Source organism: Granulosicoccus antarcticus IMCC3135 (genome assembly GCF_002215215.1).
In the GTDB taxonomy this organism is placed as follows: domain Bacteria; phylum Pseudomonadota; class Gammaproteobacteria; order Granulosicoccales; family Granulosicoccaceae; genus Granulosicoccus; species Granulosicoccus antarcticus.
This window is the reverse complement of sequence record NZ_CP018632.1, coordinates 6,030,289-6,054,406: the sequence shown is the minus strand read 5'-3', so window position 1 is coordinate 6,054,406 and position 24,118 is coordinate 6,030,289. Positions and strand designations below refer to the sequence as shown.

Annotated in this window: 13 protein-coding genes; 10 read left to right on the top strand and 3 right to left on the bottom strand. The window is 52.0% G+C overall.

Annotated elements, in window-relative coordinates; all coding sequences use genetic code 11:
- Positions 1 to 43 precede the first annotated feature (43 nt).
- From aroC to IMCC3135_RS26230, 3 genes are all read left to right on the top strand, one after another.
- Complete coding sequence (gene aroC / locus IMCC3135_RS26245; protein ID WP_088920283.1) at positions 44 to 1,156, top strand: chorismate synthase; 1,113 nt, start codon at positions 44 to 46, stop codon at positions 1,154 to 1,156.
- 51 nt (positions 1,157 to 1,207) lie between these two features.
- Positions 1,208 to 1,597, top strand: a complete 390-nt coding sequence (locus IMCC3135_RS26240) for a DUF3127 domain-containing protein (RefSeq protein WP_088920282.1) — start codon at positions 1,208 to 1,210, stop codon at positions 1,595 to 1,597.
- Positions 1,598 to 1,884: 287 nt separating this feature from the next.
- Positions 1,885 to 2,865, top strand: coding sequence for a DUF302 domain-containing protein (locus IMCC3135_RS26230; protein ID WP_088920280.1), 981 nt, complete (start codon positions 1,885 to 1,887; stop codon positions 2,863 to 2,865).
- Between the two features lie 41 nt (positions 2,866 to 2,906).
- On the opposite strand, the gene IMCC3135_RS26225 is transcribed toward IMCC3135_RS26230, so the two are convergent.
- Positions 2,907 to 3,290: a hypothetical protein gene (locus tag IMCC3135_RS26225; protein WP_157736279.1), complete on the bottom strand. Its 384-nt coding sequence runs from the start codon at positions 3,288 to 3,290 to the stop codon at positions 2,907 to 2,909.
- 169 nt (positions 3,291 to 3,459) lie between these two features.
- Between IMCC3135_RS26225 and IMCC3135_RS26220 the strand changes: the two genes are divergently transcribed.
- Positions 3,460 to 4,293 (top strand): tryptophan 2,3-dioxygenase, encoded by an 834-nt coding sequence (locus tag IMCC3135_RS26220; protein ID WP_088920278.1) that lies wholly within the window; start codon positions 3,460 to 3,462, stop codon positions 4,291 to 4,293.
- Positions 4,294 to 4,353: 60 nt separating this feature from the next.
- The gene (gene kynU, locus IMCC3135_RS26215; protein WP_205737721.1) at positions 4,354 to 5,547 is read left to right on the top strand and encodes a kynureninase; all 1,194 of its coding nucleotides are present in this window, start codon (positions 4,354 to 4,356) and stop codon (positions 5,545 to 5,547) included.
- Positions 5,548 to 5,568: 21 nt separating this feature from the next.
- Here kynU and IMCC3135_RS26210 read toward each other — a convergent pair whose 3' ends face one another.
- On the bottom strand, positions 5,569 to 6,495 hold the full coding sequence (locus IMCC3135_RS26210; RefSeq protein WP_088920276.1) for a LysR family transcriptional regulator: 927 nt from the start codon (positions 6,493 to 6,495) through the stop codon (positions 5,569 to 5,571).
- A 94-nt stretch (positions 6,496 to 6,589) separates the two neighbouring features.
- Here IMCC3135_RS26210 and betC point away from each other — a divergent pair, with 94 nt between their 5' ends.
- Complete coding sequence (betC, locus tag IMCC3135_RS26205; RefSeq protein ID WP_088922088.1) at positions 6,590 to 8,089, top strand: choline-sulfatase; 1,500 nt, start codon at positions 6,590 to 6,592, stop codon at positions 8,087 to 8,089.
- 33 nt (positions 8,090 to 8,122) lie between these two features.
- Here betC and IMCC3135_RS26200 read toward each other — a convergent pair whose 3' ends face one another.
- A complete protein-coding gene (locus tag IMCC3135_RS26200; protein WP_088920275.1) occupies positions 8,123 to 8,791 on the bottom strand; it encodes a GntR family transcriptional regulator in 669 nt (222 codons plus the stop codon).
- 131 nt (positions 8,792 to 8,922) lie between these two features.
- On the opposite strand from IMCC3135_RS26200, the gene IMCC3135_RS26195 reads away from it, so the two are divergent.
- From IMCC3135_RS26195 to IMCC3135_RS26180, 4 genes are all read left to right on the top strand, one after another.
- On the top strand, positions 8,923 to 10,290 hold the full coding sequence (locus IMCC3135_RS26195) for an NAD(P)/FAD-dependent oxidoreductase (RefSeq protein ID WP_088920274.1): 1,368 nt from the start codon (positions 8,923 to 8,925) through the stop codon (positions 10,288 to 10,290).
- Positions 10,291 to 10,525: 235 nt separating this feature from the next.
- Positions 10,526 to 12,370, top strand: a complete 1,845-nt coding sequence (locus IMCC3135_RS26190; protein WP_088920273.1) for an efflux RND transporter periplasmic adaptor subunit — start codon at positions 10,526 to 10,528, stop codon at positions 12,368 to 12,370.
- A 1-nt stretch (position 12,371) separates the two neighbouring features.
- Complete coding sequence (locus tag IMCC3135_RS26185) at positions 12,372 to 14,507, top strand: HlyD family efflux transporter periplasmic adaptor subunit (protein WP_088920272.1); 2,136 nt, start codon at positions 12,372 to 12,374, stop codon at positions 14,505 to 14,507.
- A 148-nt stretch (positions 14,508 to 14,655) separates the two neighbouring features.
- A complete protein-coding gene (locus IMCC3135_RS26180) occupies positions 14,656 to 24,117 on the top strand; it encodes a cadherin-like domain-containing protein (protein WP_088920271.1) in 9,462 nt (3,153 codons plus the stop codon).
- The last annotated feature ends 1 nt before the right edge of the window (position 24,118 follow it).

Here is a 24,118-nt window from a genome sequence, read left to right as displayed (position 1 = left end):
AATTATCACGTTGAAGGACTACTAGCGCGGTATACTCTCGCCCATGGCAGGAAATACATTTGGCAAGCTCTTCACCGTCTCAACCTTTGGTGAGAGTCATGGTCCCGCATTGGGTTGTATCGTGGATGGTTGCCCTCCGGGCTTACCCCTGTCCAGTGCAGATCTGCAAAAAGATCTGGACCGGCGCAAACCGGGCACCAGTCGCTATACAACACAGCGGCGCGAGGCTGATGAGGTGGAAATCCTCTCCGGCGTGTTCGAGGGCAAGACGACGGGTACGCCCATTGGTTTGCTGATTCGCAACACCGATCAGCGCTCTCGCGATTACGACAAGATCAAAGAGCAGTTTCGTCCGGCACATGCCGACTACACCTATCAGCAAAAATACGGCTTCCGTGATTATCGAGGTGGAGGGCGTTCCTCAGCTCGTGAAACTGCGATGCGCGTCGCCGCAGGTTCGATTGCCAAGATTGCACTGGCACAGCCCTCGTTCGGTGGCGTCAAGGTGCGTGGTTATCTGTCACAACTAGGCCCTATCGTGCTGGATCGATCTGGCTTCGACTGGGATGAAATCGAGAACAATGCTTTCTTCTGGCCTAATGCCTCGCAGATACCAGAACTGGAAGCCTATATGCAGAAACTGAGCAAGGATGGCGATTCTATTGGTGCCAAGGTCAATGTGCAGGCGGACAATGTGCCGGTTGGCTGGGGCGAGCCCGTCTTTGACAGACTCGACGCCGATATCGCACATGGCTTGATGAGTATCAATGCCGTCAAGGGTGTGGAAATCGGGGCAGGCTTTGCCGCTGTGTCCCAACGTGGTACAGAGCATCGCGATGAAATCACCAGTCAGGGTTTTCTGTCGAATCAGGCAGGTGGTGTGCTGGGCGGCATTTCATCGGGTCAGAGCATTACTGCAGCTCTGGCGCTGAAGCCGACATCCAGTTTGCGTCTGCCCGGACGCAGCGTGGATATCCAGGGTAATGATATTGAAGTGATTACCACTGGACGTCATGATCCCTGTGTGGGCATTCGCGCAACGCCTATCGCCGAAGCCATGCTGGCTCTGGTGCTGGCTGACCATGCCATGCGTCATCGGGCACAGAATGCCGATGTAAAACAAGGAACCCCCATCATTCCGGCTGGCCGCGCATAAGCGCACCGGTCTGTTAATCAATACACGAACAAATAAGTAGAGCGCTAATACATGGGCTACAAGGCCGAAGGAAAGTTAGAAAAGATTTTTGATACCGAACAGAAAAGCGGATCCTTTCAGGCTCGCGAGTTCGTGATTGAAGTGGCTGACGGGCAATACCCGCAGATGGTCAAATTCCAGTTAGTGCAGGACAAATGTGCACTGGTGGATGATTATTCCGAAGGCGACACGATCGAAGTCGAATTTGATCTGCGTGGCCGTGAGTGGAACGGCAAGTATTTCACCAATCTGCAAGCCTGGCGCATATCGCGTGGCGGCGAGGGTGGTGGTGAGAGCAGTGGCGGTGGTGGCCAGTCGCAAGGGTCCAGAGCTCCTGCGGCGGCACCTCAAGCTCCTGCGGCATCTGCCAAGACTGATTTTGACGATGATATTCCGTTTTAGCAAACACCTATTTAGAAGTGTTTAGTTAGATGGTGGAGAGTCTGCAGGCAGTGGCTTTGGCGGGTTTTTTTAATTCTGCAGTCGGAAAATTCAGCTGTAAGAATATTGCATGGCTGATTATTGGCCTCTTGATGCCGGGTCAGATTCATCAAGTGGCACACTCGCTAAGTCGATGTCACAAGCGCTCCGCGTTACCAACTGTTCATATTGGCGAAAGGATGGAACTTATTGCCTCAATGATTTTCCAAGGCGAGGTAATTGAACAATCAAAACGGAGTGAAAATTAGATGCCTAATGCCCTTTTTAAAGGTGCCATCCTCAGTGTTGCCATTGCTGCCGGAGTTGTCAGCGGTTGCAGTGATGATGACAATTCAACAGGGGGCGTCGATGGCGACTTGAACAGCAATCCGGGTTTCATAACCATCGATAGTGCTCGTCCGGTTGGTGAAGCTATTGGCGCGTTACAGCTGGCGTTGGACAATAACGAGGCAATCACATCACTGCCTCTCATTGATCATCAGGCCAATGCAGCCAATATCGATGAAGAGCTACGACCAACGTCAGTACAATTGTTCGGCAATCCTGCTCTGGGAACGCCACTGATGCAAGTGAATCAGATGGCAGGACTGGATCTGCCACAGAAAATTCTTGCCTGGGAAGATGCAGATGGTGCTACACACCTGGCCTACAACTCAGCAGATTACCTGCAACAACGACATGCAATCGCAGGCAACGAGGCAGCACTGACGTCGCTAGAGAATATTGGCAATGCCTTGAATGCGTTGGCAAGCAATGCATCAGGCAACACAGCTGAAGAGGCGTCTGGAGATACGGAGGAGGGTTCAACTTCAGCATTCCCGGGGGAGGGCATCATCACGGTAGTCAGTACTCGTGATATGGACACAACCTACAGTGCGTTGGTTACCTCAATTGAGAGCGCTGATGCGCTGATCCTGGTCGCAGAGCTGGACCATGCCGCCAATGCGCAGACGGTGGAAATGGATCTTAACCCGACGCGATTGGTCATTTTCGGTAACCCGAATGCGGGCACACCGCTGATGCAGGCGGAGCAGACCATTGGTATCGATCTGCCGCAGAAGATGCTGGTGTTTGAAGACGCGGATGGTGTGGTGACAATCGCCTACAACGATCCTGCTTATCTGGCAGAGCGTCATGGTATCAGCGGCCAGGATGTGCGTCTGACGGCTATCAGTGCGGCCCTTGCTGGTCTGGCCAACAATGCTGCCGGAATTGTCCCGGCAGAGTAAGAACTACCTGCACGTCGGCCGGTGCTCAGGCACCGGTCTGTTCAATAGAAATAGTCGTCTATCAGATACGACAATGCAAATCCGGCGACCGCCAGCCCTGCCACACTGTAGATGAATTTGCTAGCGGGAAAGCCTCGGGATTTTGCCTTCAAAAGCAGAACCGCTGCCAGCATGCAATACAGCATTCCTGTTGCCAGCAAGCCCATGGAGGCGCCAAAGGTGAATGCGCTGCGTGCTTCTGCGGGTACCGATTCGACCACATCGGCGGCCTCGTTCGACTCTGCAGAAGGTGCCACCTCTGCTATGGGTGTGTGTGGAATGATGCCATCCGGATTCAGGTTGGCAGACCACTGACCGAGGCCGATGGCGATGGCCATCATGAGAGCGACGAGCACGGCAAGTGTCAAATACTGTCGATGAGTCATAGAAGGTGGCTATAGCGTAAGTGTAGAGAGCAGCCACTCATTATGAGCCAGTCGCAGCCAGCCGTGTTGTCACGCAGGCACTTGTCGTTGAGTATGAGACTCTGCCGCCTGGCCACATTTACACCTGATTACACTAAGATGTCTGACTGCACTATGAGATAACAGCCAGATGAGTGACGCCTACGATCCTGAAAAAGACGGTGCCAAGATGTCGTACAAGAACGACATGAGCTATGGCGATTACCTGGATATGGACAACCTGGTGGCGGCACAGCGGCCCTTGTCTTCGGCCCATGATGAAATGTTGTTCATCATCCAGCATCAGACATCCGAGCTCTGGATGCGTCTTATATTGCACGAAATCAGTGCTGCCCGGCCATTGATCGCCGCCGGCAAGCACAATCAGGCCTTCAAGATGCTGGCGCGTGTGGCTCGAATATTCGAGCAGTTGAATAATGCCTGGGATGTGCTCAGAACCATGACCCCCAGCGATTATTCTCATTTTCGTGATGATCTGGGAGCCTCCTCGGGATTCCAATCCCACCAGTACCGGCTGATTGAGTTCATGCTCGGAAATCGTAATACCAATATGCTGCAAGTCCATGAGCATCGACCGGACCTGCACGCAAGGCTGGCAGCCGAGCTGGAGAAACCCTCCCTATACCATGTTGCGCTCAATGCACTGGAAGTGGAAACGGGTACGACATTCGCGCCCGAGGTGTATCGCATGAATACACCGCATGAATCCAGCGACGAGATCATTGCCGCCTGGACCAAGATCTATCGGGCACCAGAAGAGCATTGGGTACTCTATGAGCTGGCTGAAAAGCTGGTCGATCTGGAGGACTACTTTCGACGCTGGCGTTTCAATCATGTCACCACGGTAGAGCGGGTTATCGGCTTTCGGCGCGGTACTGGTGGCACCAGTGGTGTCAAGTATCTGCGGCGTATGCTGGAAGTTGAGCTCTTTCCCGAGTTATGGCATATGCGTGGCGGACTGTGAAACCCATGAACGTTGCTAACCTTTGCATAGCCTGATGTTTGACTTGATGAGATGGAAACCATGAGCCAGTCGCTACCTAGAAAAGATCTGTTTTCAATTCCTGAAGGTGTCATCTACCTGGATGGAAATTCCCTCGGGCCTTTGCCCAAAGCGGTGCCTGCGCGCATAGCCGAGGTCGTCAATGAGCAGTGGGGCGAGCAGCTGATCCGTGCGTGGAATGAGTCAGGCTGGATGGAACAACCGGGCCGTGTCGGTGACCGAATTGCAGCGCTGGTGGGGGCACCGGCGGGTAGTGTGGTGATGGGGGATACGCTGTCCATCAAGGTCTTTCAAGCATTGGCGGCGTCTGTGAAAATGCGCCCCGAACGCCGGGTTATCCTCTCTGATAATGGCAACTTTCCTTCCGATTTGTATGTGGCAGAAGGTTTGATCGATACCATTGGCAAGGACTACGAGCTGCGAGTTGTGGATCCTGAGGCTGTCGAACAAGCCATCGATGAAACAGTGGCTGTGGTGATGCTGACACAGGTGGATTATCGATCCGGTCGCATGCATGACATGGCACGCATTACCAGGCTCACCCATGAAGCCGGTGCTGTGAGTTTGTGGGATCTGGCCCATAGTGCGGGTGCGGTACCGGTAGAGCTTGCCAGCTCCGGGTGTGAGTTTGCCGTCGGCTGTACCTATAAATACCTCAATGGTGGCCCCGGTTCTCCGGCCTTCATCTATGTGCGCCCTGACCTGATCGAGACCGCCCAGCCAGCACTGTCGGGCTGGATGGGGCACGACTCTCCGTTTGCATTCGAACAAGGTTATCGTCCTGCTACTTCCATCGAAAGAATGCGGGTCGGCACACCGCCGGTTATCCAGATGAGTGCACTGGAAGCGGCACTGGATGTCTGGAACGATGTGGACATGAATGATCTGCGAGCAACAAGCGTGGCCTTGTCCGAGCGCTTCATAGCAGAAGTCGAGCGACGTTGTCCGGCTCTGGTCCTGGCTAGTCCACGTGATGCGACAATACGAGGCTCACAGGTATCCTTTGCCTTTGAACACGGTTATGCCGCTATGCAGGCATTGATTGCCAAGGGCGTTATCGGGGATTTTCGCGCTCCCAATATCATGCGCTTCGGCTTCACACCACTGTATCTGGACGAGGCGGATGTGGTGGCAGCGGTTGATATCCTGCAGGATATTCTGGATAACAAACGCTGGGCAGATCCGGCATTCCAGGTAGCGCAATCCGTTACCTGAGTGAGTGGTTCCGGGCTTGGCTCAGGTGTTGATCTGGTCTACAACCCAGTCCCGGATCAGAGCTGTTTTTGACGATTTGCTGGTACCCGCCAATTCGATGTAATAACCGACATCGGTGTTGACGGTATCTGGCAACAGCACCACCAGTTCGGCTTCTGCCAACAGATCGTCAATCAGCCCATGCCAGCCCAGCGCGATTCCCTGACCCTGGCATGCAGCCTTGATAATCATTTCATAGCTGTTGAACACGATTTCAGCCGGCAGCTGTTCAGGTGAAGCATTCAACGCTGCAAGCCACTTGGCCCAATCCAGCCAGGCTGTATGCGTGCCGGGCGTGTTCAGGTGCAGCAGCTGTGAGCCTCTTTCAAGCAGCGCTTGCGGGCTGTCAATACCCGGGTTATCGGCCAGAAATTGTGGACTGCAAATGGCTGAAACCTGTTCCTGCAGTAAACAGGTCGAGCCTGCAGACACATCCTTTGCTTGAGCCATGAAAATGGTGATGTCTGTTTCAGGGGTGGCGTTAACAAATGGGTCCTGTGAGCTGACGATGCAGATATCGGTAGAGCCTGACTTTTCACGCAACTGTGGCAGGCGCGGCAGCAACCAGAACGAGGCGAAGGCATGATCTACCGAGATCGTAACCCGATCGCTTGTCTGCTTCGTCTGAAACTCCTGAAAACGAGTGGCCGCTTGTTTGAGTGGATCCTCCAGCAACTGCAGCAAGAGCTTGCCCTGTGGTGTTAAATCAACACCGCTGGAGTGTCGGACGAAAAGCTGCCGACCCACCGTAGATTCCAGATTCTTGATGCGTTGACTCAGGCTGGGCTGAGAAATATTCATCACTTGTGCCGCAGCAGACAGCTTGCCCAGTTCACACACGAGCATGAAGGCACAAAGATCCGCGGAACACTTTGCAAGCGTGGTATAGGAATTTACTGGGTCTGTCATCGGCACGACCCTACTACAAAACTTTGGCGTATTCAATCAAGATAGGGCACAGGGATCGCTGTCGCGATTGGCTATTACCGAGTACCGTCTGACTATGAATATACTCATCATTATGGTGGATCAGCTGAACGGAACCTTGTTCCCGGATGGCCCGGCCGAGTGGCTGCATGCGCCTAATCTGAAACGATTAGCCGAACGCTCAGCGCGCTTTTCAAATTGTTATACCGCATCTCCCTTGTGCGCCCCCGCACGTGCCAGCTTCATGTCCGGCCAGTTGCCCTCGGTGACGGGTGTTTACGACAATGCTGCAGAATTCCCGTCCGATCTTCCAACCTACGCACACCATCTTCGAGCTGCGGGTTACTACACCTGTCTGTCAGGCAAGATGCATTTTGTCGGGCCGGATCAGATGCATGGCTTCGAAGAGCGATTGACCACTGACATCTATCCTGCAGACTTTGGCTGGACACCCGATTATCGAAAACCTGGCGAGCGTATCGAGTGGTGGTATCACAACCTGGGGTCGGTTACGGGGGCAGGTGTTGCAGAGATCAGCAACCAGATGGAATACGATGATGAAGTGGCCTATCACGCCTGTGCCAAGCTGTACGATCTTGCGCGTGGCCGTGACGAGCGTCCCTGGTGCCTGACGGCCAGTTTCACCCATCCGCATGATCCTTACGTCACACGCAAAAAATACTGGGATTTATACGAAGGCTGTGAGCATCTGCTTCCCGAGATTCCTGCCATTCCCTATGAGCAGCAGGATGCCCATTCCAAGCGTATTTTTGATGCTAATGACTGGCGCAAATTCGATATCAAGGAGGAGGATATTCGTCGTTCTCGTCGAGCCTATTTTGCCAACATCAGCTACTTGGATGACAAGGTGGGTGAAATCCTGGATGTCCTGGAAAGTACTCGGCAAGAGGCCGCCATACTATTTGTCTCAGACCATGGGGACATGCTCGGTGAGCGAGGTCTGTGGTTCAAAATGAGTATGTTTGAAGGATCCTCACGCGTGCCCTTGATGATCTCAGCTCCCGGTGTACCGCCGGGTCGCTATGATGCACCTGCCTCGACAATTGATGTCTGCCCAACACTGGCCGAGCTTGCCGGTGTCGATATGAAAGCTGTTTTACCCTGGACAGAAGGCCAGAGTCTGATGGGTGTTGCGCAGGAAAAGCTCAAGCGTGGCCCTGTTGCGATTGAATATGCCGCTGAGGCTTCCTATGCGCCACTGGTGGCGTTGCGTGACGAGCAGTTCAAATACGTGCGTTGCAAGCTGGATCCGGACTTGCTGTTTGATCTGGCCAATGATCCTCATGAGTTGACGGATCTTGCGCAGGATCCGGCCTATGCGCAGGTGTTGGAGAGACTCAGTGCGTTGGCAGATGCGCGCTGGGATCTTGATCGATTTGACGATGATGTTCGGCGTTCGCAGGCACGACGCTGGGTCGTGTATGAAGCTTTGCGAAACGGTGCGTATTATCCTTGGGATTACCAGCCCTTGCAGAAAGCATCGGATCGTTACATGCGTAACCACATGAACCTTGATACCGTGGAAGAGAAACAACGTTTCCCGCGTGGAGAATGAAGTCGACCCACAAAACTGCCGATCATTTGCAGATCAAGGGCCCTTGTTAGCGTTGCGGCGAATGGCGGCGGCGACTTCCCGATGAGTTGTTTCTATGTGAGCCCGCAGTGCTTTGATTGCGGGTTCAGCTGCTCGGGCTTTGCAGAGTTCGAGAATCTCTGCATGCTCCTTCATTGGGCGCTCGAGGCCTGCTGTCTCGGTGACACGCAGGCGCACCAGAGGCCCCACGCGTTGCTCGAAGTCATTGATAAGTGCCAGTAACTGGTGGTTGCCGCAGGGTTCCAGAATACAGCCATGAAAACGTTGGTTCAATTCGCTCCAGCGTTCCTTGTCGGTTGTGAGCGCGTATTCATCCAGAACATCCTGCGCCAGATCGAAGTCCGAGTCGGCAAAGTTCGGAATCGCCAGCTCCAGAGCACGGCATTCCAATGCAATGCGAATGTCCAGCATTTCCAGCAAGTCACTATCAGTGACCTGTTTGACGATAGCGCCTCGTCGGGGGCGAAATTCCACCAGACCTTCCATTTCCAGACGGCGTAGCGCTTCTCTGACCGGCACTTTGCTCACGCCATACTGCAGGGCAATGTCATCTTGCCTCAGCACTGCGCCTCCCAGAAGATCTCCAGCAAGAATGTCTTTTCTCAGGTGCTGGTAAACGTTGTAGAAAGCGGCTGGTTGATCTTGAGTGGATAGATTTCTCATGACAGTCTTTCAATTGCAATTCATCCACTAAAGTATACAATAAGAAAAAATAGTATCCTAAGATTAGAAATCGTATACGATATTTTGGCTAATCTGACTGTTGAGAAAATGATGCCTCGGTACCTGTCCTCATGAATTCAAAATCCTTCGATGTCGCCGTCATTGGCTGTGGTTCCATAGGGCTTGCAACCGCCTATTACCTGAGCCGCTTCCATGGCATCAGTAACATTGCCCTGATCGACTGTGGCCAGCCCATGGCGTTTACCTCTGCTCAGTCCGGTGAGAACTATCGAAACTGGTGGCCGCACCCCTCGATGGTCTCTTTTACGAATCGTTCGATTGATTTGCTGGAGGACATTGCCCGAGAAACAGACAACAGAATCAATATGAATCGGCGAGGCTATGCATTGGCTACCCGAGAATCCAACATTGATGAGTTGCTTCAGCAGTTACATGATGGGTTGGGCGATGAAGCTGAAAGCCTGTTGCGTTTTCACGACGATTCGCAGGCGTCCAGTTATGAGCGACCATTGAAGGCGGATTGGCAGGGTGTGCGTGAAGGTGTGGACATTTTGCGCAATCCCGATCTGATCAAGACAACGTTCCCCTCTTACGCGACTGACATCCAGACTGTCATCCATATTCGTCGTGGTGGTGATATCAGTGGCCAGCAACTGGGCATGCACATGCTGGAGTATCTGCGCGAGAAGGGGGCGCAACGTATTAACGGTACAGTCAAGGCAATAAAGCATAAAGGCGACTTTACATTGGAGCTCATTGGTGAGACAGGCCGTAGGTCAATCAGCGCGGGCAAGATCGTGAATGCCGCTGGCCCGTTTGCGAATGATATCGCCAGAATGCTGGATACTTCGCTACCCGTGTTCAATACCTTCCAGCAAAAGATTGCTTTCGAGGATCGTCAACAGCTTATTCCAAGAGATATGCCCTTTTCAATTGACCTGGATGGGCAAGATATCGATTGGCTGGAAGATGAGCGCGAGATGCTGTTGGAGGATCCGGATTTTCGCTGGTTGGCAGAGTCAATGCCTGGTGCCATACATTGTCGACCCGATGGCGGGGATGCAGGGCGCTGGATAAAACTAGGTTGGGCCTATAATCAGAATCCTGCTGAACCGACGCGGCAATTACCTCTGGACGATCATTACCCTGATGTGGTTCTGCGCGGTGCTGCCCGACTCAATCCCTCGCTGAAAGCCTACTACGGTCAGTTGCCGCGTAACATGCATCATTATGGCGGCTGGTACACAATGACTGAAGAAAACTGGCCCCTCATCGGTCCGATGGGAGTCGAGGGTGCATTCATGAACTGCGCACTCTCAGGCTTTGGCACCATGTCCGCCTGTGCTGCGGGTGAGTTGTGTGCGGCCTGGGTCACAGGGGCAGAGTTGCCGTCCTATGCCAGTGATTTCTCACTGAGCCGCCGTGATGATGAGGCACTCATGGAGCAGTTGAAGGCATGTAACAAGGGGATTTTGTAGAAACAAGGCGAAGGAAGGTGTTGTGGATTGCGAAACCAGGCTTGTCCAGAATCTGACCCACTGCTTAAAATTTCATGTCTTCGGCATCAGCGTCGCTTTCAGGAATGATGTTTGATAGCCTGCACGGTGAGCGGGCCTCCCTCCCTCCCTCGTTCGCCACGGCAATTCCATCAATGGCCTACAAGTTGCAATTTCCCACCAGATAACCTCCCCAACGGAGTCCTGGGAAATTGTCATGGCTGTAGAGGCCCCTGAACGACATCATCAGTCAGAGACCCGCCTGCCTATCGATGCGCATGCCGGCGTGCCAGGGTGGCTTGGCTGGCTGCGTCCGCTGCTGCCTGCTTGTGAGTGGTTGGGGGTAATAGAGCAGGGGGCAACGGCGGGTACATTTATTACGCATTCATATCCCGTTGATGCCAAAGCGCCGGCTGCTGTCATGCTGGTCGCCAGAAAAGCACTGGTGTCGGGGCGAGTAACCTCGGTCAAACTCAATCCCAAAGCGAGTTCGGGTACCGTACTGTTTGCCATTCCCTTGAGACAAGCTTCAAAGCCCTTTGATCGCGTATTGATCTTCAGCGGCCCTCCTTTGGCCGCTAAACAACGTGAAGCCTGTGTCAATCTGTGCCGATGGGCCAGCACCTGGCTATACCCGCCTGATCGTGTAACTCCGGTTTCACCCGATTCAACGTTGGCATCATTACTGGCCTGTCGTAGTCCTGTCTCGATGGCCATTGCTATCGTTAATACTTTAAAACGGATACATAACTGTCAACGGGTCTCATTGGCTATCCGGCATTGCGGCTCATCACACTTGCAGCTTCTGGCCATGTCGGACCAATCGCGCATTGATGCCCGCAAGGTGTTGCCTAGTCAGATTGTATCTACCATGCAGGAGATGCTTGATAGCAAAGAGCCGCGTCTGTTTCATGGCAAGCTGCCTGATTATATGGAGGCTCAGTATCCGGCTAGTTTCCGCCTGTTTGAAGATCAGGGCAGATTGTCATCCATTGCCTGCGTACATGCCGAGACTGCCACTGATGCTTGCATCGAACATTCACCACCTGCGGATGCAACGATTGTGGTGGTTCTGCTCGAGCGTGCTGCCGAGAGTGAATTTGATCAGGCAGAACAGGAGAGTATTCAGCTAAAGGCGATACCTGCCTGTAGTCTACTGGTGGGTAGAGTGCGTGAACATACGGGTCTGTTGCAACGCTGTAGGCAACAGGCTGGCCTATGGCTGGATGTCAGTTTTTGGCGCACGATGACTCGTAGGCGGTTGTTCACTATTTTTGGGGCTTTGCTGGCCGCAGTGGTTCTATTGTGGCCGGTGCCACATCGCATCAGCGCCAGAGCATTGATTGAAGCTCAGGATCTACAAGTGTTGGTAGCTCCCCAGGCAGGCTTTATTGCCTCGTCACATGCGCGGGCCGGTGATCGTGTCAGCAAGGGGCAACTGCTGGCAACGCTTGATGATAGGGATCTGACGCTGGCGGTAGGTAAATGGCATAGTGAGGCCAACAAGAATGATCAGGCTCGGGACTTGGCGCTGGCATCGCGTGATCGGGTCGAGCTTGCTCGTCTGCGTGCTGATGCCACGCGTATAGAGGCCGAGCAGTTATTGGTTGATCGACAGTTATCCCGTGCGCAACTGCGGGCACCTTTTGATGGGGTGGTGCTCAGCGGTGATTTGAGTCAGCAGCTGGGTTCATCGGTGGTGCAGGGGGATACCCTGTTTACCGTAGGTTCCAGTGATGCCTATCGATTGATACTGGATGTGGATGAGCGCGATGTAGGGCTGGTCAAGCCGGGTCAAGCTACCCGGGTTCGGCTGGCGGCGCAGCCAAACAGAATATGGGAAGCCACCATCGAGGCGGTGCTGCCGGTGGCTACAAGCACGGATGAAGGCAATGTCTTTCAGGTGCCTGCACAGCTGAATAACAAAACCGATGCCATACGTCCGGGAATGGAAGGGGTCGCAAAACTACAAGTCGGTACGCAATCTCTGGCCTGGGTATATACCCGTCGATTGCGTGAGTCCGTCAAGATCTGGTTGTGGCATCTGGGACTGATTCGCTAGGGTGAGTAATCTGCAACCCTCTCAGTGGCAGTGGGTGCGTCACCTTCGACCTCAGCGAGTTGTTGGTGTGCACTATCAGGATCGAATGGTGCGCTCAGAACCGTGGACCTTCATGCACAATGAGGTAACCGGCCAGCATGTCAGAATCGACGGGCTGGCAAGGCAGGTGGTACATCTGCTTGACGCTAAAACCTCGATTGAAAAACTGCTGGAACAAGCCTGCATTTCTTTATCTGATGAAGCGCTTGAAGCTCTGGCTACGGCCTTGTTATCGCTGGTTAATCTGGGGCTGATAAGTTTAGGCAGTGCTGAGGCGCAAAGTCATTTACAGCGGCAGGCCGAGCAGTTTGATCAGCGCAAGCCGCGGGCGTGGCATAACCCGCTGGCGGTGCGCTTTGCTCTGTTGGACCCGGATGAGCGCCTGGCAGCACTGGTTCAGGCAGGCCGTGTTGTCTCTGTCACACGTATGGTTCAGCTTGCACTATTGTTGTTGCTCGTCGGCTTTCTGGTCGCAGCAGTCAATACACAGGCACTCGGTGAGCAGCTGGCATTCATGGCTCGTTCGCCGCATCAATGGTGGCAGATGATCGTGGTGTATCCGTTTCTAAAATGTCTGCATGAATTTGCCCATGCCATAGCCGTCAAACGCTTTGGAGGCGCTGTGCACGAGATGGGTATTACGCTCTTGGTGCTGATGCCGGTGCCCTATGTGGATGCCTCAGACAGCTGGCGGATTGAAAGCCGTCGACGCCGCATTCTGGTGAGTGCCGCCGGCATGCTGGCAGAAGGCGTGGTGGCTTCTCTTGCACTTGTTATCTGGTCGTTGGTGGAACCGGGGCTGATTCACGAGATGGCCTTTGCGCTGGCGTTGACAGGCTCCTTGTCGGCTGTTTTATTCAATGCCAATCCTTTATTGAAATTTGATGGCTATCAGATCCTGCAAGATCTACTGGATATTCCCAACCTGGCACCACGTGCCACACGTTATCTGCGTTACCTGCTTCGGCGTTATCTGCTTAATATAAAATCTGCTGTCTCGCCGGTATCGGGTATGGGGGAGCGGCGGTGGCTTTTTCTTTATGGGGTGAGTGCAGGTGTTTACCGTTGGGTGATTACCATGGGCATTGCCCTGTATCTGGCAACCCGTTTTCCTATTCTGGGATCTTTGCTTGCGATTTTTGCCCTCTATCAGCTGGCCGTTAAACCGCTATTCAAAGGCGTGGGTTACCTGGCCCATTCCTCCGAGCTGGCAGGGCAAAGGACCAGGGGAATAATGGTCTCCAGTACGCTGGTGGCAATGTTTATGGGTCTGGTTTTTCTGGTTCCTATGCCTACCAGCACGCGGGCGCAAGGGGTGGTGTCTGTACCTGTGCAGGCTCGACTGTATGCACCACAGTCTGGGGAGATTGCCAGCCTGAATATCAGCGATGGGCAGCTTGTTCTGCCGGGTCAGTTGTTACTGACACTGAACGCTCCGGTGCTCAACAAGCAACTGGCGGTGGCCCAAAGCGAGCTTGAGGTTCTCAAGGTGCAAGTGCAGGCAGCTTTAAGTAATGACAAGGACAGTGCATCGTCGTATCGTGAAGATCTGCAGGAGAAGCGCAAGAATTTGGCAGCACTGTCGGATCGTGTGGCCTCATTACAGGTTCGAGCCGGTGCGCAAGGCACCATCAAACTGGATTCGCGTTTGCTGCGTGTGGGGCAGTTTGTCGAAGCGGGCGCCTCGCTAGGGCATATTGTCAATCAGGAGTCGTTGCACGTTAAGGCGGTGGTTCGTCAAAGCGATATATCTCGAGTGAAGGCCGGTGTCGATCATATTAGCGTCAGGCTGGCTGAGCAGTTCTCGCAGCCGCTGGAGGCCACACTGATTCAGCAAACCCCCGCTGGGGATCGGCAATTGCCCAGTCAGGCACTGGCGGGTAACGGGCCCGGTGCCATCGCTGTGGCCTCTGGCTCTGAGCAGCAATGGGAGACGGTGGAGCCGGTGTTTCATCTGGAGCTGGAATTGCCTGCTGGGGTGACCTCATCAGGCATTGGCGGGCGTGCCTACGTTACCTTGACTCATCAGGCAGAATCTCTGGGCAGTCGCTCATGGCGTTCCTTGCGACAATTGCTACTTGATCAACTAGCCATTTGAATGTAACTGGCGATAGGTTCGTTTTGTCGCACTAAAATGCACCAACGTCACAAAAGACTCTAGTTCCCTGATTTTTTGCCGATTTCTATGGCTTGCAGCGTGACAAAGGATTGCGCATTAAGACTGCGAAGCATTGAATAACAGGGTAATGAAAAGACGGAGTCAGCACCAGGGCAAGCTCGCTCGAAAGCCGATCGTGGATGTGCTTGAGCCGCGCCTGCTCTATTCTGCCGATGCTTTGTCAGGTTTGCTGCCGTTGTTGTTTGATGAGGGTGAGGAGAATGATGATCATTATCTAATTCCCATTGAACTGCCATCCCCTCAGATAGAATCCATCAATCACATCATCTTTCTGGACGAGAGTGTTCCGTCGGGTCAATCATTGACGGCTACCCTTGATGATGCGCATACAAGAATCGTCACAATCAATAGCCAGGATGATGGCTTGCTGCTGATCAGCCAGACACTGGCAGAATACGATTCCTTGAGCTCTGTCCAGATCATCTCTCATGGAGAGCCGGGTCAACTGCAATTGGGCGCTGTTCGAGTTGACGAGGCAACGCTGATTGCTAATCAGGTTGCGGTGAGTCGCTGGGCAAATGCGCTGAGTGAGGATGCCGATTTTTTGTTGATGGGTTGTGATGTGGCCGCAGGGCCTGAAGGTTTGCGATTTGTCGATGAGCTGGCTCGTCTGAGTGGCGCCGATGTGGCAGCCAGTATCGATATCACTGGGCATGATTCTCTGGGTGGTGATTGGGACCTGGAATATCATAACGGCACGATCGAGACGGCTTTTGCTCTGGATGACGATGCGCAGAGTCAGTGGACGCATTCACTGGGCACCATCGTTGTCGATACCTTGGTCGATGAGTTTGATATAGCAGCGGGTGTTACGTTGGATGAGCTTTTGGTGCTGCAATCGAACGGGGAGATTGTGTCCTTGCGCGAAGCGGTCTATGCGGCCAATCAGGGGGCATCCGGTGTTGATACCATTATTCTGGGTTCGGGTAATTATCAGCTGAGCATTACCGGTAGCGATGATGATGCCCAAGTGGGTGATCTTGATATCGCTGATGACATCATTATTACGGGAGAAGGGCTCGACAATACCCATATTCAGATATCGGAGGTTGGAGAGCGGGTCGTTGATGTGTTCGACAGCACGCTTACGATGGACGGGTTGAAGATCACCGGAGGCAGTGCTCTGGGTGATGGTGGCGGCATTCGGGCCCAGGGCAGCTCGCAGATTATCCTGACAGGCGTTGAAATCAGTGGCAACCAGGCTAATGGCAATGGTGGCGGGATCTACGCCAGTAGTTCTGTATCCGCCCAGCTTGGGAAGATTACTGGCAATAGTAGTAACGGCGGCGGAGGCGGTATTTATAGCACCAGTGGTGCTACTTCATTGTCCAATATGGAGGTTTCTGGCAATACCAGTGTTGGAAATGGCGGTGGTGTGTTGGCTCAGGATGTCATTGTCATCGATAGTGGGGTGACGGGTAATACCAGTAGTAATGCTAACGGGGGAGGTTTGTATGTAACCGGTACCCTTGAGCTGACAAACTTCATGGTGAAGGACAATACCGCACAAACAAGCGGCGGAGGTGTGTACGTTGTGGACACCTTTACCATTGATTCTGGCCAGTTTAATAACAACAGATCAATTACCGAGAAAGGTGGCGGCCTCTACAGTCTTGAGACAGGTCTCATCAGTGATACTGATTTCATACTGAACAAAGCTGAGCAGGAAGGTGGGGGAATTCTGGCCAGTAAGGCTGTGGATATTAGTAACTCCGGATTCCAATATAACGACGCGGTGAAAGACGGTGGTGCAATATTCGCCAATGAATCATTGACGGTGACAGACTCTGGGTTTGGCAGTAATACAAGCGCTGCCAATGGCGGTGCTGTTTATGTCAATACGGCTCTGATTATTGAACGATCCTCTTTTAGGCTGAATACGGCAAGCAGTGGTGAGGGTGGAGCTGTCTATCACAATGACAACACATCAATCACAGTAACCAGTTCAACATTTTCTGGTAATTCTGCAGACAGAGCAGGTGCAATTCATAGCGGTGGAGCCGGAACAATTCGTGGTTCTACCTTTGTGGAAAACGATGCAAGCACTGCTTTCACTGTGATTGAAGGAACAGGTGGTTTCATCAGCGTTATCAGCAGTATTTTCTACAACAATCCCGCCACTGATGCTGGAATAACCATTTTTAGTGATGGCACTGTTGTAACAGGAGGCTATAACTTGTTAGATTTCAACTCTGGTTCTGAGACAGATTTGAATAATATCGACCCTCTATTGGGAGCTTATGATGCAAGTAGTGGTCGAGTAGGAGGCTATACATTGCTTCCTGGCAGTCCCGCTATCAATGCTGGTAATGCTGATGCCTCACAAACCACCGACGGCCAGGGCGTTGTGCTGGATGAGTTTGCTGATATTGGTGCTGCGGAATACAGCTCCAACGACAGCGTGATCTTCTGGTCTGATTCTAATGGGGCGATATATCGCTCCAATACCGATTTTACTAATGTGCAGCTATTTATAAGTGGCCGTACAGATCCGCACTCTCTTTCTGTCAATCTCGATGACGGGCGACTGTACTGGGTTGAGCAAGGTGGTACTACAATCGTGTCAGCAGCATTGGGTGATCCAGGCACCGTTACCACATTTCTCACCGGCTTGGTCAATGCTCGTAGTCTGGCTGTGGATGCAGCTAATCGTCATGTCTACGTTGCATTTGAAGGTGGTACAGGACGCATCAACCGCTATGATCTGGATGGCGGTGGCTTATTGGAAACTGTGGTTTCAAGCGGTATTTCCGATCCCAAGGATCTGGCTTTTGATGGAAATCGCCTGTACTGGATTGAAGGTAACTCGACCGTGCTTACTCAATCTGTGCGTTCTACGGATCTGGCTGGCGGGGATTTACAGATCCATGAGACGGATACAGGCCTGGCTAACATTGCCCTCAATGCGGATAGTACATACATTTACTACGCGGAAAAAACAAGCGACAGTATTGCTCGAATTGACACGAGCACCGAGACAACCACTCTTCATGCCACGTTGCCTGACCTGGATCCCGGTGAGGTGCGTGTGGATCAATCGACCGGAAATGTCATATTTTCTTCGGACGTAAGCAATCGAATCGTAACCCTGAGTGTGAGCGACTGGAGTGAGCTGGCTGGCTACAGTCATCCTCAAGATGTTATTGAAATAGCCACCACATCAACTACCGTTGCCTCTGCAATGCCTGAGCTTAACGTCAACGCTGGGCTCACAGTGTTGGAAGGCAGTCTGGCTACGATAGATAGCAGTGTGCTGGAAGTGATCGACTCAGACACCGATGCTTCAAACATCGTGTATACACTGCTGAACACGCCGCTCAATGGCAATCTGATTGTTAATGGAGATAGTTCTGCAGTCTCATTTACTGAAGCTCAACTGCAAGACAGTAATATTGTTATTGCATACCAGCATGATGGTTCGGAGACCTTAACGGAGTCGCTGCAATTTGAAGTGTCCGATGGGTCAAACACCACAGATCCGTTTACATTCGATATTGGTATTGAGCCAGATAACGATACGCCCACACTGGTTATTACAGGTGCTCCGTTTACAGTCTCTGAAGGCGATGAGTTGACGGTTGATCAGGCACTTTTATTGAGTAGCGATGTGGACAGCCCAACCACTGATTACCTTTACACCGTTAGTGCTCAGCAGAACGGTCAGCTGAAGTATCAGAGTACTCTGTTGTCTGATGGTGAAACCTTTTCTTATCAGCAACTCAGTAGTGGTCAGTTTACTTTCCTACATGATGGCAGTGAAACGACAACAGCCTCTTTTGTCGTTGAGCTAAGCGATGGCACAGCCACCACGGCAGCACAGATTGTCAGCATAGCAGTGGACCCTGTGAATGATGCACCCACGCTAAGTATTGTTGGCGCACCGTTTAACGTAGCGGAAGGCAATGAGTTGCTACTGGGCGAAACCGTACTGGTCAGCAATGACGTTGACAACCTGACTACTGATTACCTCTACACCGTCAGTGCCCAACAAAACGGTCAGATAAAGTATCAGAGCACATTGCTGTCTGATGGCGAAACCTTCACCCATCAGCAACTCAGTAGTGGTCAGTTTACTTTCCTACATGATGGCAGTGAAACGACAACAGCCTCTTTTATCGTTGAGCTAAGCGATGGCACAGCTAGCACGGTGGCACAGACTGTCAGCATTGCGGTGAACCCTGTGAACGATGCACCGACACTGAGTATCGTTGGTGCACCGTTTAACGTAGCGGAAGGCAATGAGTTGCTGCTGGGCGAAACGGTACTGGTCAGCGGCGACGTTGACAACCTGGCCACTGATTACCTCTACACGGTCAGTGCCCAACAAAACGGTCAGATAAAGTATCAGAGCACATTGCTGTCAGATGGCGAAACATTTACCTATCAGCAACTCAGTAGTGGTCAGTTTACTTTTCTTCATGATGGCAGTGAAACCACAGCAGCCTCTTTTATCGTTGAGCTAAGCGATGGCAGCGCCACCACTGCAGCACAGACTGTCAGCATCACGGTGGATCCTGTGAATGATGCACCGACACTGAGTATCGTTGGTGCACCGTTTAACGTAGCGGAAGGCAATGAGTTGCTGCTGGGCGAAACGGTTTTGGTTAGCGGTGACGTTGACAACCTGAGTACTGATTACCTCTATATCGTCAGTGCTCAACAAAACGGTCAGCTGAAATATCAGAACACACTACTCTCTGATGGCGAAAAATTTACCTACCAACAGCTCAGTAGTGGTCAATTAACTTTTCTTCATGATAGCGGTGAAACGACAACTGCTTCATTTACGATTGTACTGACCGATGGGACAGCCACCACGGTGGCACAGACTGTCAGCATTGCGGTGAACCCTGTCAATGATGCACCCACGCTAAGTATTGTTGGTGCACCGTTTAACGTAGCGGAAGGCAATGAGCTGCTACTGAGCGAATCGGTTTTGGTTAGCGGTGACGTTGACAACCTGACTATTGATTACCTCTACACCGTCAGTGCCCAACAAAACGGTCAGATAAAGTATCAGAGCACATTGCTGTCTGATGGCGAAACCTTTACCCATCAGCAACTCAGTAGTGGTCAGTTTACTTTTCTTCATGATGGCAGTGAAACCACAGCAGCCTCTTTTATCGTTGAGCTAAGCGATGGCAGCGCCACCACTGCAGCACAGACTGTCAGCATCACGGTGGATCCTGTGAATGATGCACCGACACTGAGTATCGTTGGTGCACCGTTTAACGTAGCGGAAGGCAATGAGTTGCTGCTGGGCGAAACGGTTTTGGTTAGCGGTGACGTTGACAACCTGAGTACTGATTACCTCTATATCGTCAGTGCTCAACAAAACGGTCAGCTGAAATATCAAAACTCATTACTCTCTGATGGCGAAACATTTACCTATCAGCAACTCAGCAGTGGTCAACTGACTTTTCTTCATGATGGCAGTGAAACGACAACAGCCTCTTTTGTCGTTGAGCTAAGCGATGGCACAGCCACCACGGCAGCACAGATTGTCAGCATAGCAGTGGACCCTGTGAATGATGCACCCACGCTAAGTATTGTTGGCGCACCGTTTAACGTAGCGGAAGGCAATGAGTTGCTACTGGGCGAAACCGTACTGGTCAGCAATGACGTTGACAACCTGACTACTGATTACCTCTACACCGTCAGTGCCCAACAAAACGGTCAGATAAAGTATCAGAGCACATTGCTGTCTGATGGCGAAACCTTTACCTATCAACAGCTCAGCAGTGGTCAACTGACTTTTATTCATGATGGCAGTGAAACGACAACAGCTTCTTTTACGATTATACTGAGTGATGGGACAGCCACCACGGCAGCACAAACTGTCAGCATCACGGTGGACCCGGTGGATGATGCTCCCACACTGAGTATCGTCGGCGCACCCTTTAACGTAGCGGAAGGCAATGAGCTGCTACTGAGTGAAACAATATTGCTCAGCGATGACGTTGATAACCTGAACACTGACTACCTCTACACGGTCAGCGCCCAACAAAACGGTCAGATAAAGTATCAGAGCACATTGCTGTCTGATGGCGAAACCTTTACCTATCAGCAGCTGAGCAGTGGTCAATTTACTTTTCTTCATGATGGCAGTGAAACCACAGCAGCCTCTTTTATCGTTGAGCTAAGCGATGGCAGCGCCACCACTGCAGCACAGACTGTCAGCATCACGGTGGATCCTGTGAATGATGCTCCCACACTGAGTATCGTCGGCGCATCCTTTAACGTAGCGGAAGGCAATGAGCTGCTACTGAGTGAAACAATATTGCTCAGCGATGACGTTGATAACCTGAACACTGACTACCTCTACACGGTCAGCGCTCAACAAAACGGTCAGCTGAAGTATCAGAGCACATTACTGTCTGATGGCGAAACATTTACCTACCAGCAGCTCAGTAGTAGTGAACTGACTTTTCTTCATGATGGCAGTGAAGCCACAACAGCCTCTTTTATCGTTGAGCTAAGCGATGGCACAGCCACCACGACAGCGCAAACTGTCAGCATTGCGGTTAACCCTGTGAATGATGTACCCACGCTAAGTATCGTTGGTGCACCGTTTAACGTAGCGGAAGGCAATGAGCTGCTACTGAGCGAATCGGTTTTGGTTAGCGGTGACGTTGACAACCTGACTACTGATTACCTCTACACCGTCAGTGCCCAACAAAACGGTCAGATAAAGTATCAGAGCACATTGCTGTCTGATGGCGAAACCTTTACCTATCAGCAGCTGAGCAGTGGTCAATTTACTTTTCTTCATGATGGCAGTGAAACCACAGCAGCCTCTTTTATCGTTGAGCTAAGCGATGGCAGCGCCACCACTGCAGCACAGACTGTCAGCATCACGGTGGATCCTGTGAATGATGCTCCCACACTGAGTATCGTCGGCGCACCCTTTAACGTAGCGGAAGGCAATGAGCTGCTACTGAGTGAAACAATATTGCTCAGCGATGACGTTGATAACCTGAACACTGACTACCTCTACACGGTCAGCGCTCAACAAAACGGTCAGCTGAAGTATCAGAGCACATTACTGTCTGATGGCGAAACATTTACCTACCAGCAGCTCAGTAGTAGTGAACTGACTTTTTTACATGATGGCAGTGAAGCCACAACAGCCTCTTTTATCGTTGAGCTAAGTGATGGCACAGCCACCACGGCAGCACAGATTGTCAGCATAGCAGCGGACCCTGTGAATGATGCACCCACGTTAAGTATTGCTGGCGCACCGTTTAACGTAGCGGAAGGAGAGAGCTTTCCAGTCAGTGAAATAATTTTGCTCAGCGATGATGTGGATAATTTGAGTGCGGATTACCTCTATACCGTCAGTGCTCAACAAAATGGACAGCTGCAATACCAGGGCACGTTCCTGTCTGATGGTGATACGTTCACCTATCAGCAACTCACTAGTGCTCAGCTGGAGTTCCTTCATGACGGTAGTGAAACCACTGCCGCTTCTTTTACGGTAGTGCTAAGTGATGGCATAACCAGTACGGTTGAGCAGATTGTCAGTATGGGGGTGAGCCCCGTGAATGATGCACCCACCCTGAGCATTGTCGGCGCACCGTTTACCGTGCAGGAAGGTGAGGCGTTTGAACTCAGTGAGGCAATGTTGCTTAGTGATGACGTTGATAATCCAACCGCCGACTACCTCTATACCGTCAGCGCCCAGAATAATGGCCAGTTGCAGTATCAAGACACATTGTTGTCTGATGGTGATACGTTCACCTACCAACAGCTTGTTAGTGCAAGTTTGTATTTTCGCCATGATGGCAGTGAAAGCGCTACATCTTCTGTCACTTTGAGCGTATCAGATGGCTCTAGGGCATCAAACTCTGTCACGCTGAATATTGATATCGAAGCGGTGGACGATGCACCCGTTTGGTCTGCGCCTTCGAGTGTGTTGCAGGTACAGGAGGGAGGGGTGACTGTTCTGGACACGCAACTGGTAGCTGCGACTGACAGCGATAATGCACAGAGCGAATTCATCTACAGGCTGGTTGGCAATTCTGAGCAAGGCGCCCTTGAGTTGTCGGGCAATGTACTATCAGAGGGCGATACGTTTACACAGAGCCAACTCGAAAGCGGTGCGGTCCTGTATCGACAGGATGGCAGTGAGACACGCAGTGATTCCATCTCGTTGCTTGCATTCAATCAAAACGGTAGCGCTCAGGCACAGACGATTGATATCGCTATCAGTGAACAAAACGATGTCCCACAGCTGAGCGTTAATGTAGACGCAGTTGCGGAAAATATCGCAGGGGCAGCGCTCGGCACAGTGTCCGTCTCAGATGACGATATGGGAGATTCTGTCGTGCTGACAGTTGACGATGCCAGGTTCGAAATTATTGGCAATATGCTGGTATTGAAAGCTGAGCAAAGTCTGGATCATGAAAGTGAGCCGATCTTGACTCTGAATGTAAGTGCAACTGACTCCCGTGGTGCTGTTACGAGCGTTCAAGTAATTATCGATGTACTGGACCGCAATGATGCACCACAGCTTGCCTTTGTACCTGGACCCACTGCAGGGGATGGGTATCAATTACCGTCTGATCTGTTTGTCGATCAGGATGGAGACTTCATGGGCCTGAGCGTCACTCAGGCAGACGGAAAATCATTGCCAGAATGGCTGCTCTTCGATCAATCACGTCGCCAGTTTTCGGTGGCAGATGCGGAGGCAGCCAGTGAGCAGTTGGATGTGCTGATTAGTGCAGAAGATGGACGTGGTGGTGAGATCTCAACGGTGATGTCTTTGCTATTTGATCCGCCATTAGCCGCTGCGGAGCCAGTTGTTCCTGCGCTTCCCGAGATTGAATTACTGCAGGCTCCAATTGTTTCGCTGCGCACTGAGCAAGAGCCATTGAGCAGTAACGAGAGTCAATCGACCGAGAGCCAAGCTGTCGAGAGCCCAGAGGAGTCACTCAGTGATGATCCGTCAGCCGTTGAAAGCCCGTTTATTCCAACGGTGGATGTTCAGGCCCTGATTGAGTCAGTACCTCGTGCCGGTTTTTTAGAGCTCGCAGTGTTGGGGCAGGACGTCCTCAACAGTGAGAAAGAATCCGTTGTACGAACGACTGAGAATGATATTGATTCCTTTGATCTGGCTGATCTACTGCGTTTGCCATCGTCGAATTTTTCCGTGCAATCAGATTTATTCGATGACGCCTTCACCAAGCAAAAGGATGTCATGGAAGAGCAGGCCAGTTTGATGCAGGTTCTGATGGGTAAAAGCGCTGGTGTTACAACAGGACTCTCAGCTGGCTATCTACTGTGGTTGATCCGAGGCGGCACCCTGATGGGCAGTGTTCTGTCGTCATTGCCAGCCTGGCGATTCGTTGATCCGTTACCAGTGCTGGATTCACTGGGTGGAGGGGTTGACAACGATGATGAATCCCTGGAGTCCATGGTCAATGCGGACGGGGACGCAGATGCGAATCATGAAAACGTCGTGCCGCCGCACAATATACCGGGGCATGACTCCTCGCCAATCGATGATGCCAGCAGGGGAAGAGGATGAG

Bases quoted from the DNA above. Each gene is read 5' to 3' on its own strand.
- IMCC3135_RS26195 (WP_088920274.1), top strand. From the start codon at position 8,923: ATGAATTCAAAATCCTTCGATGTCGCCGTCATTGGCTGTGGTTCCATA.
- IMCC3135_RS26225 (WP_157736279.1), bottom strand. From the start codon at position 3,290: ATGACTCATCGACAGTATTTGACACTTGCCGTGCTCGTCGCTCTCATG.
- kynU (WP_205737721.1), top strand. From the start codon at position 4,354: ATGAGCCAGTCGCTACCTAGAAAAGATCTGTTTTCAATTCCTGAAGGT.
- IMCC3135_RS26240 (WP_088920282.1), top strand. From the start codon at position 1,208: ATGGGCTACAAGGCCGAAGGAAAGTTAGAAAAGATTTTTGATACCGAA.
- aroC (WP_088920283.1), top strand. From the start codon at position 44: ATGGCAGGAAATACATTTGGCAAGCTCTTCACCGTCTCAACCTTTGGT.
- IMCC3135_RS26210 (WP_088920276.1), bottom strand. From the start codon at position 6,495: ATGACAGACCCAGTAAATTCCTATACCACGCTTGCAAAGTGTTCCGCG.
- IMCC3135_RS26220 (WP_088920278.1), top strand. From the start codon at position 3,460: ATGAGTGACGCCTACGATCCTGAAAAAGACGGTGCCAAGATGTCGTAC.
- IMCC3135_RS26200 (WP_088920275.1), bottom strand. From the start codon at position 8,791: ATGAGAAATCTATCCACTCAAGATCAACCAGCCGCTTTCTACAACGTT.
- IMCC3135_RS26190 (WP_088920273.1), top strand. From the start codon at position 10,526: ATGGCTGTAGAGGCCCCTGAACGACATCATCAGTCAGAGACCCGCCTG.
- betC (WP_088922088.1), top strand. From the start codon at position 6,590: ATGAATATACTCATCATTATGGTGGATCAGCTGAACGGAACCTTGTTC.
- IMCC3135_RS26230 (WP_088920280.1), top strand. From the start codon at position 1,885: ATGCCTAATGCCCTTTTTAAAGGTGCCATCCTCAGTGTTGCCATTGCT.
- IMCC3135_RS26180 (WP_088920271.1), top strand. From the start codon at position 14,656: ATGAAAAGACGGAGTCAGCACCAGGGCAAGCTCGCTCGAAAGCCGATC.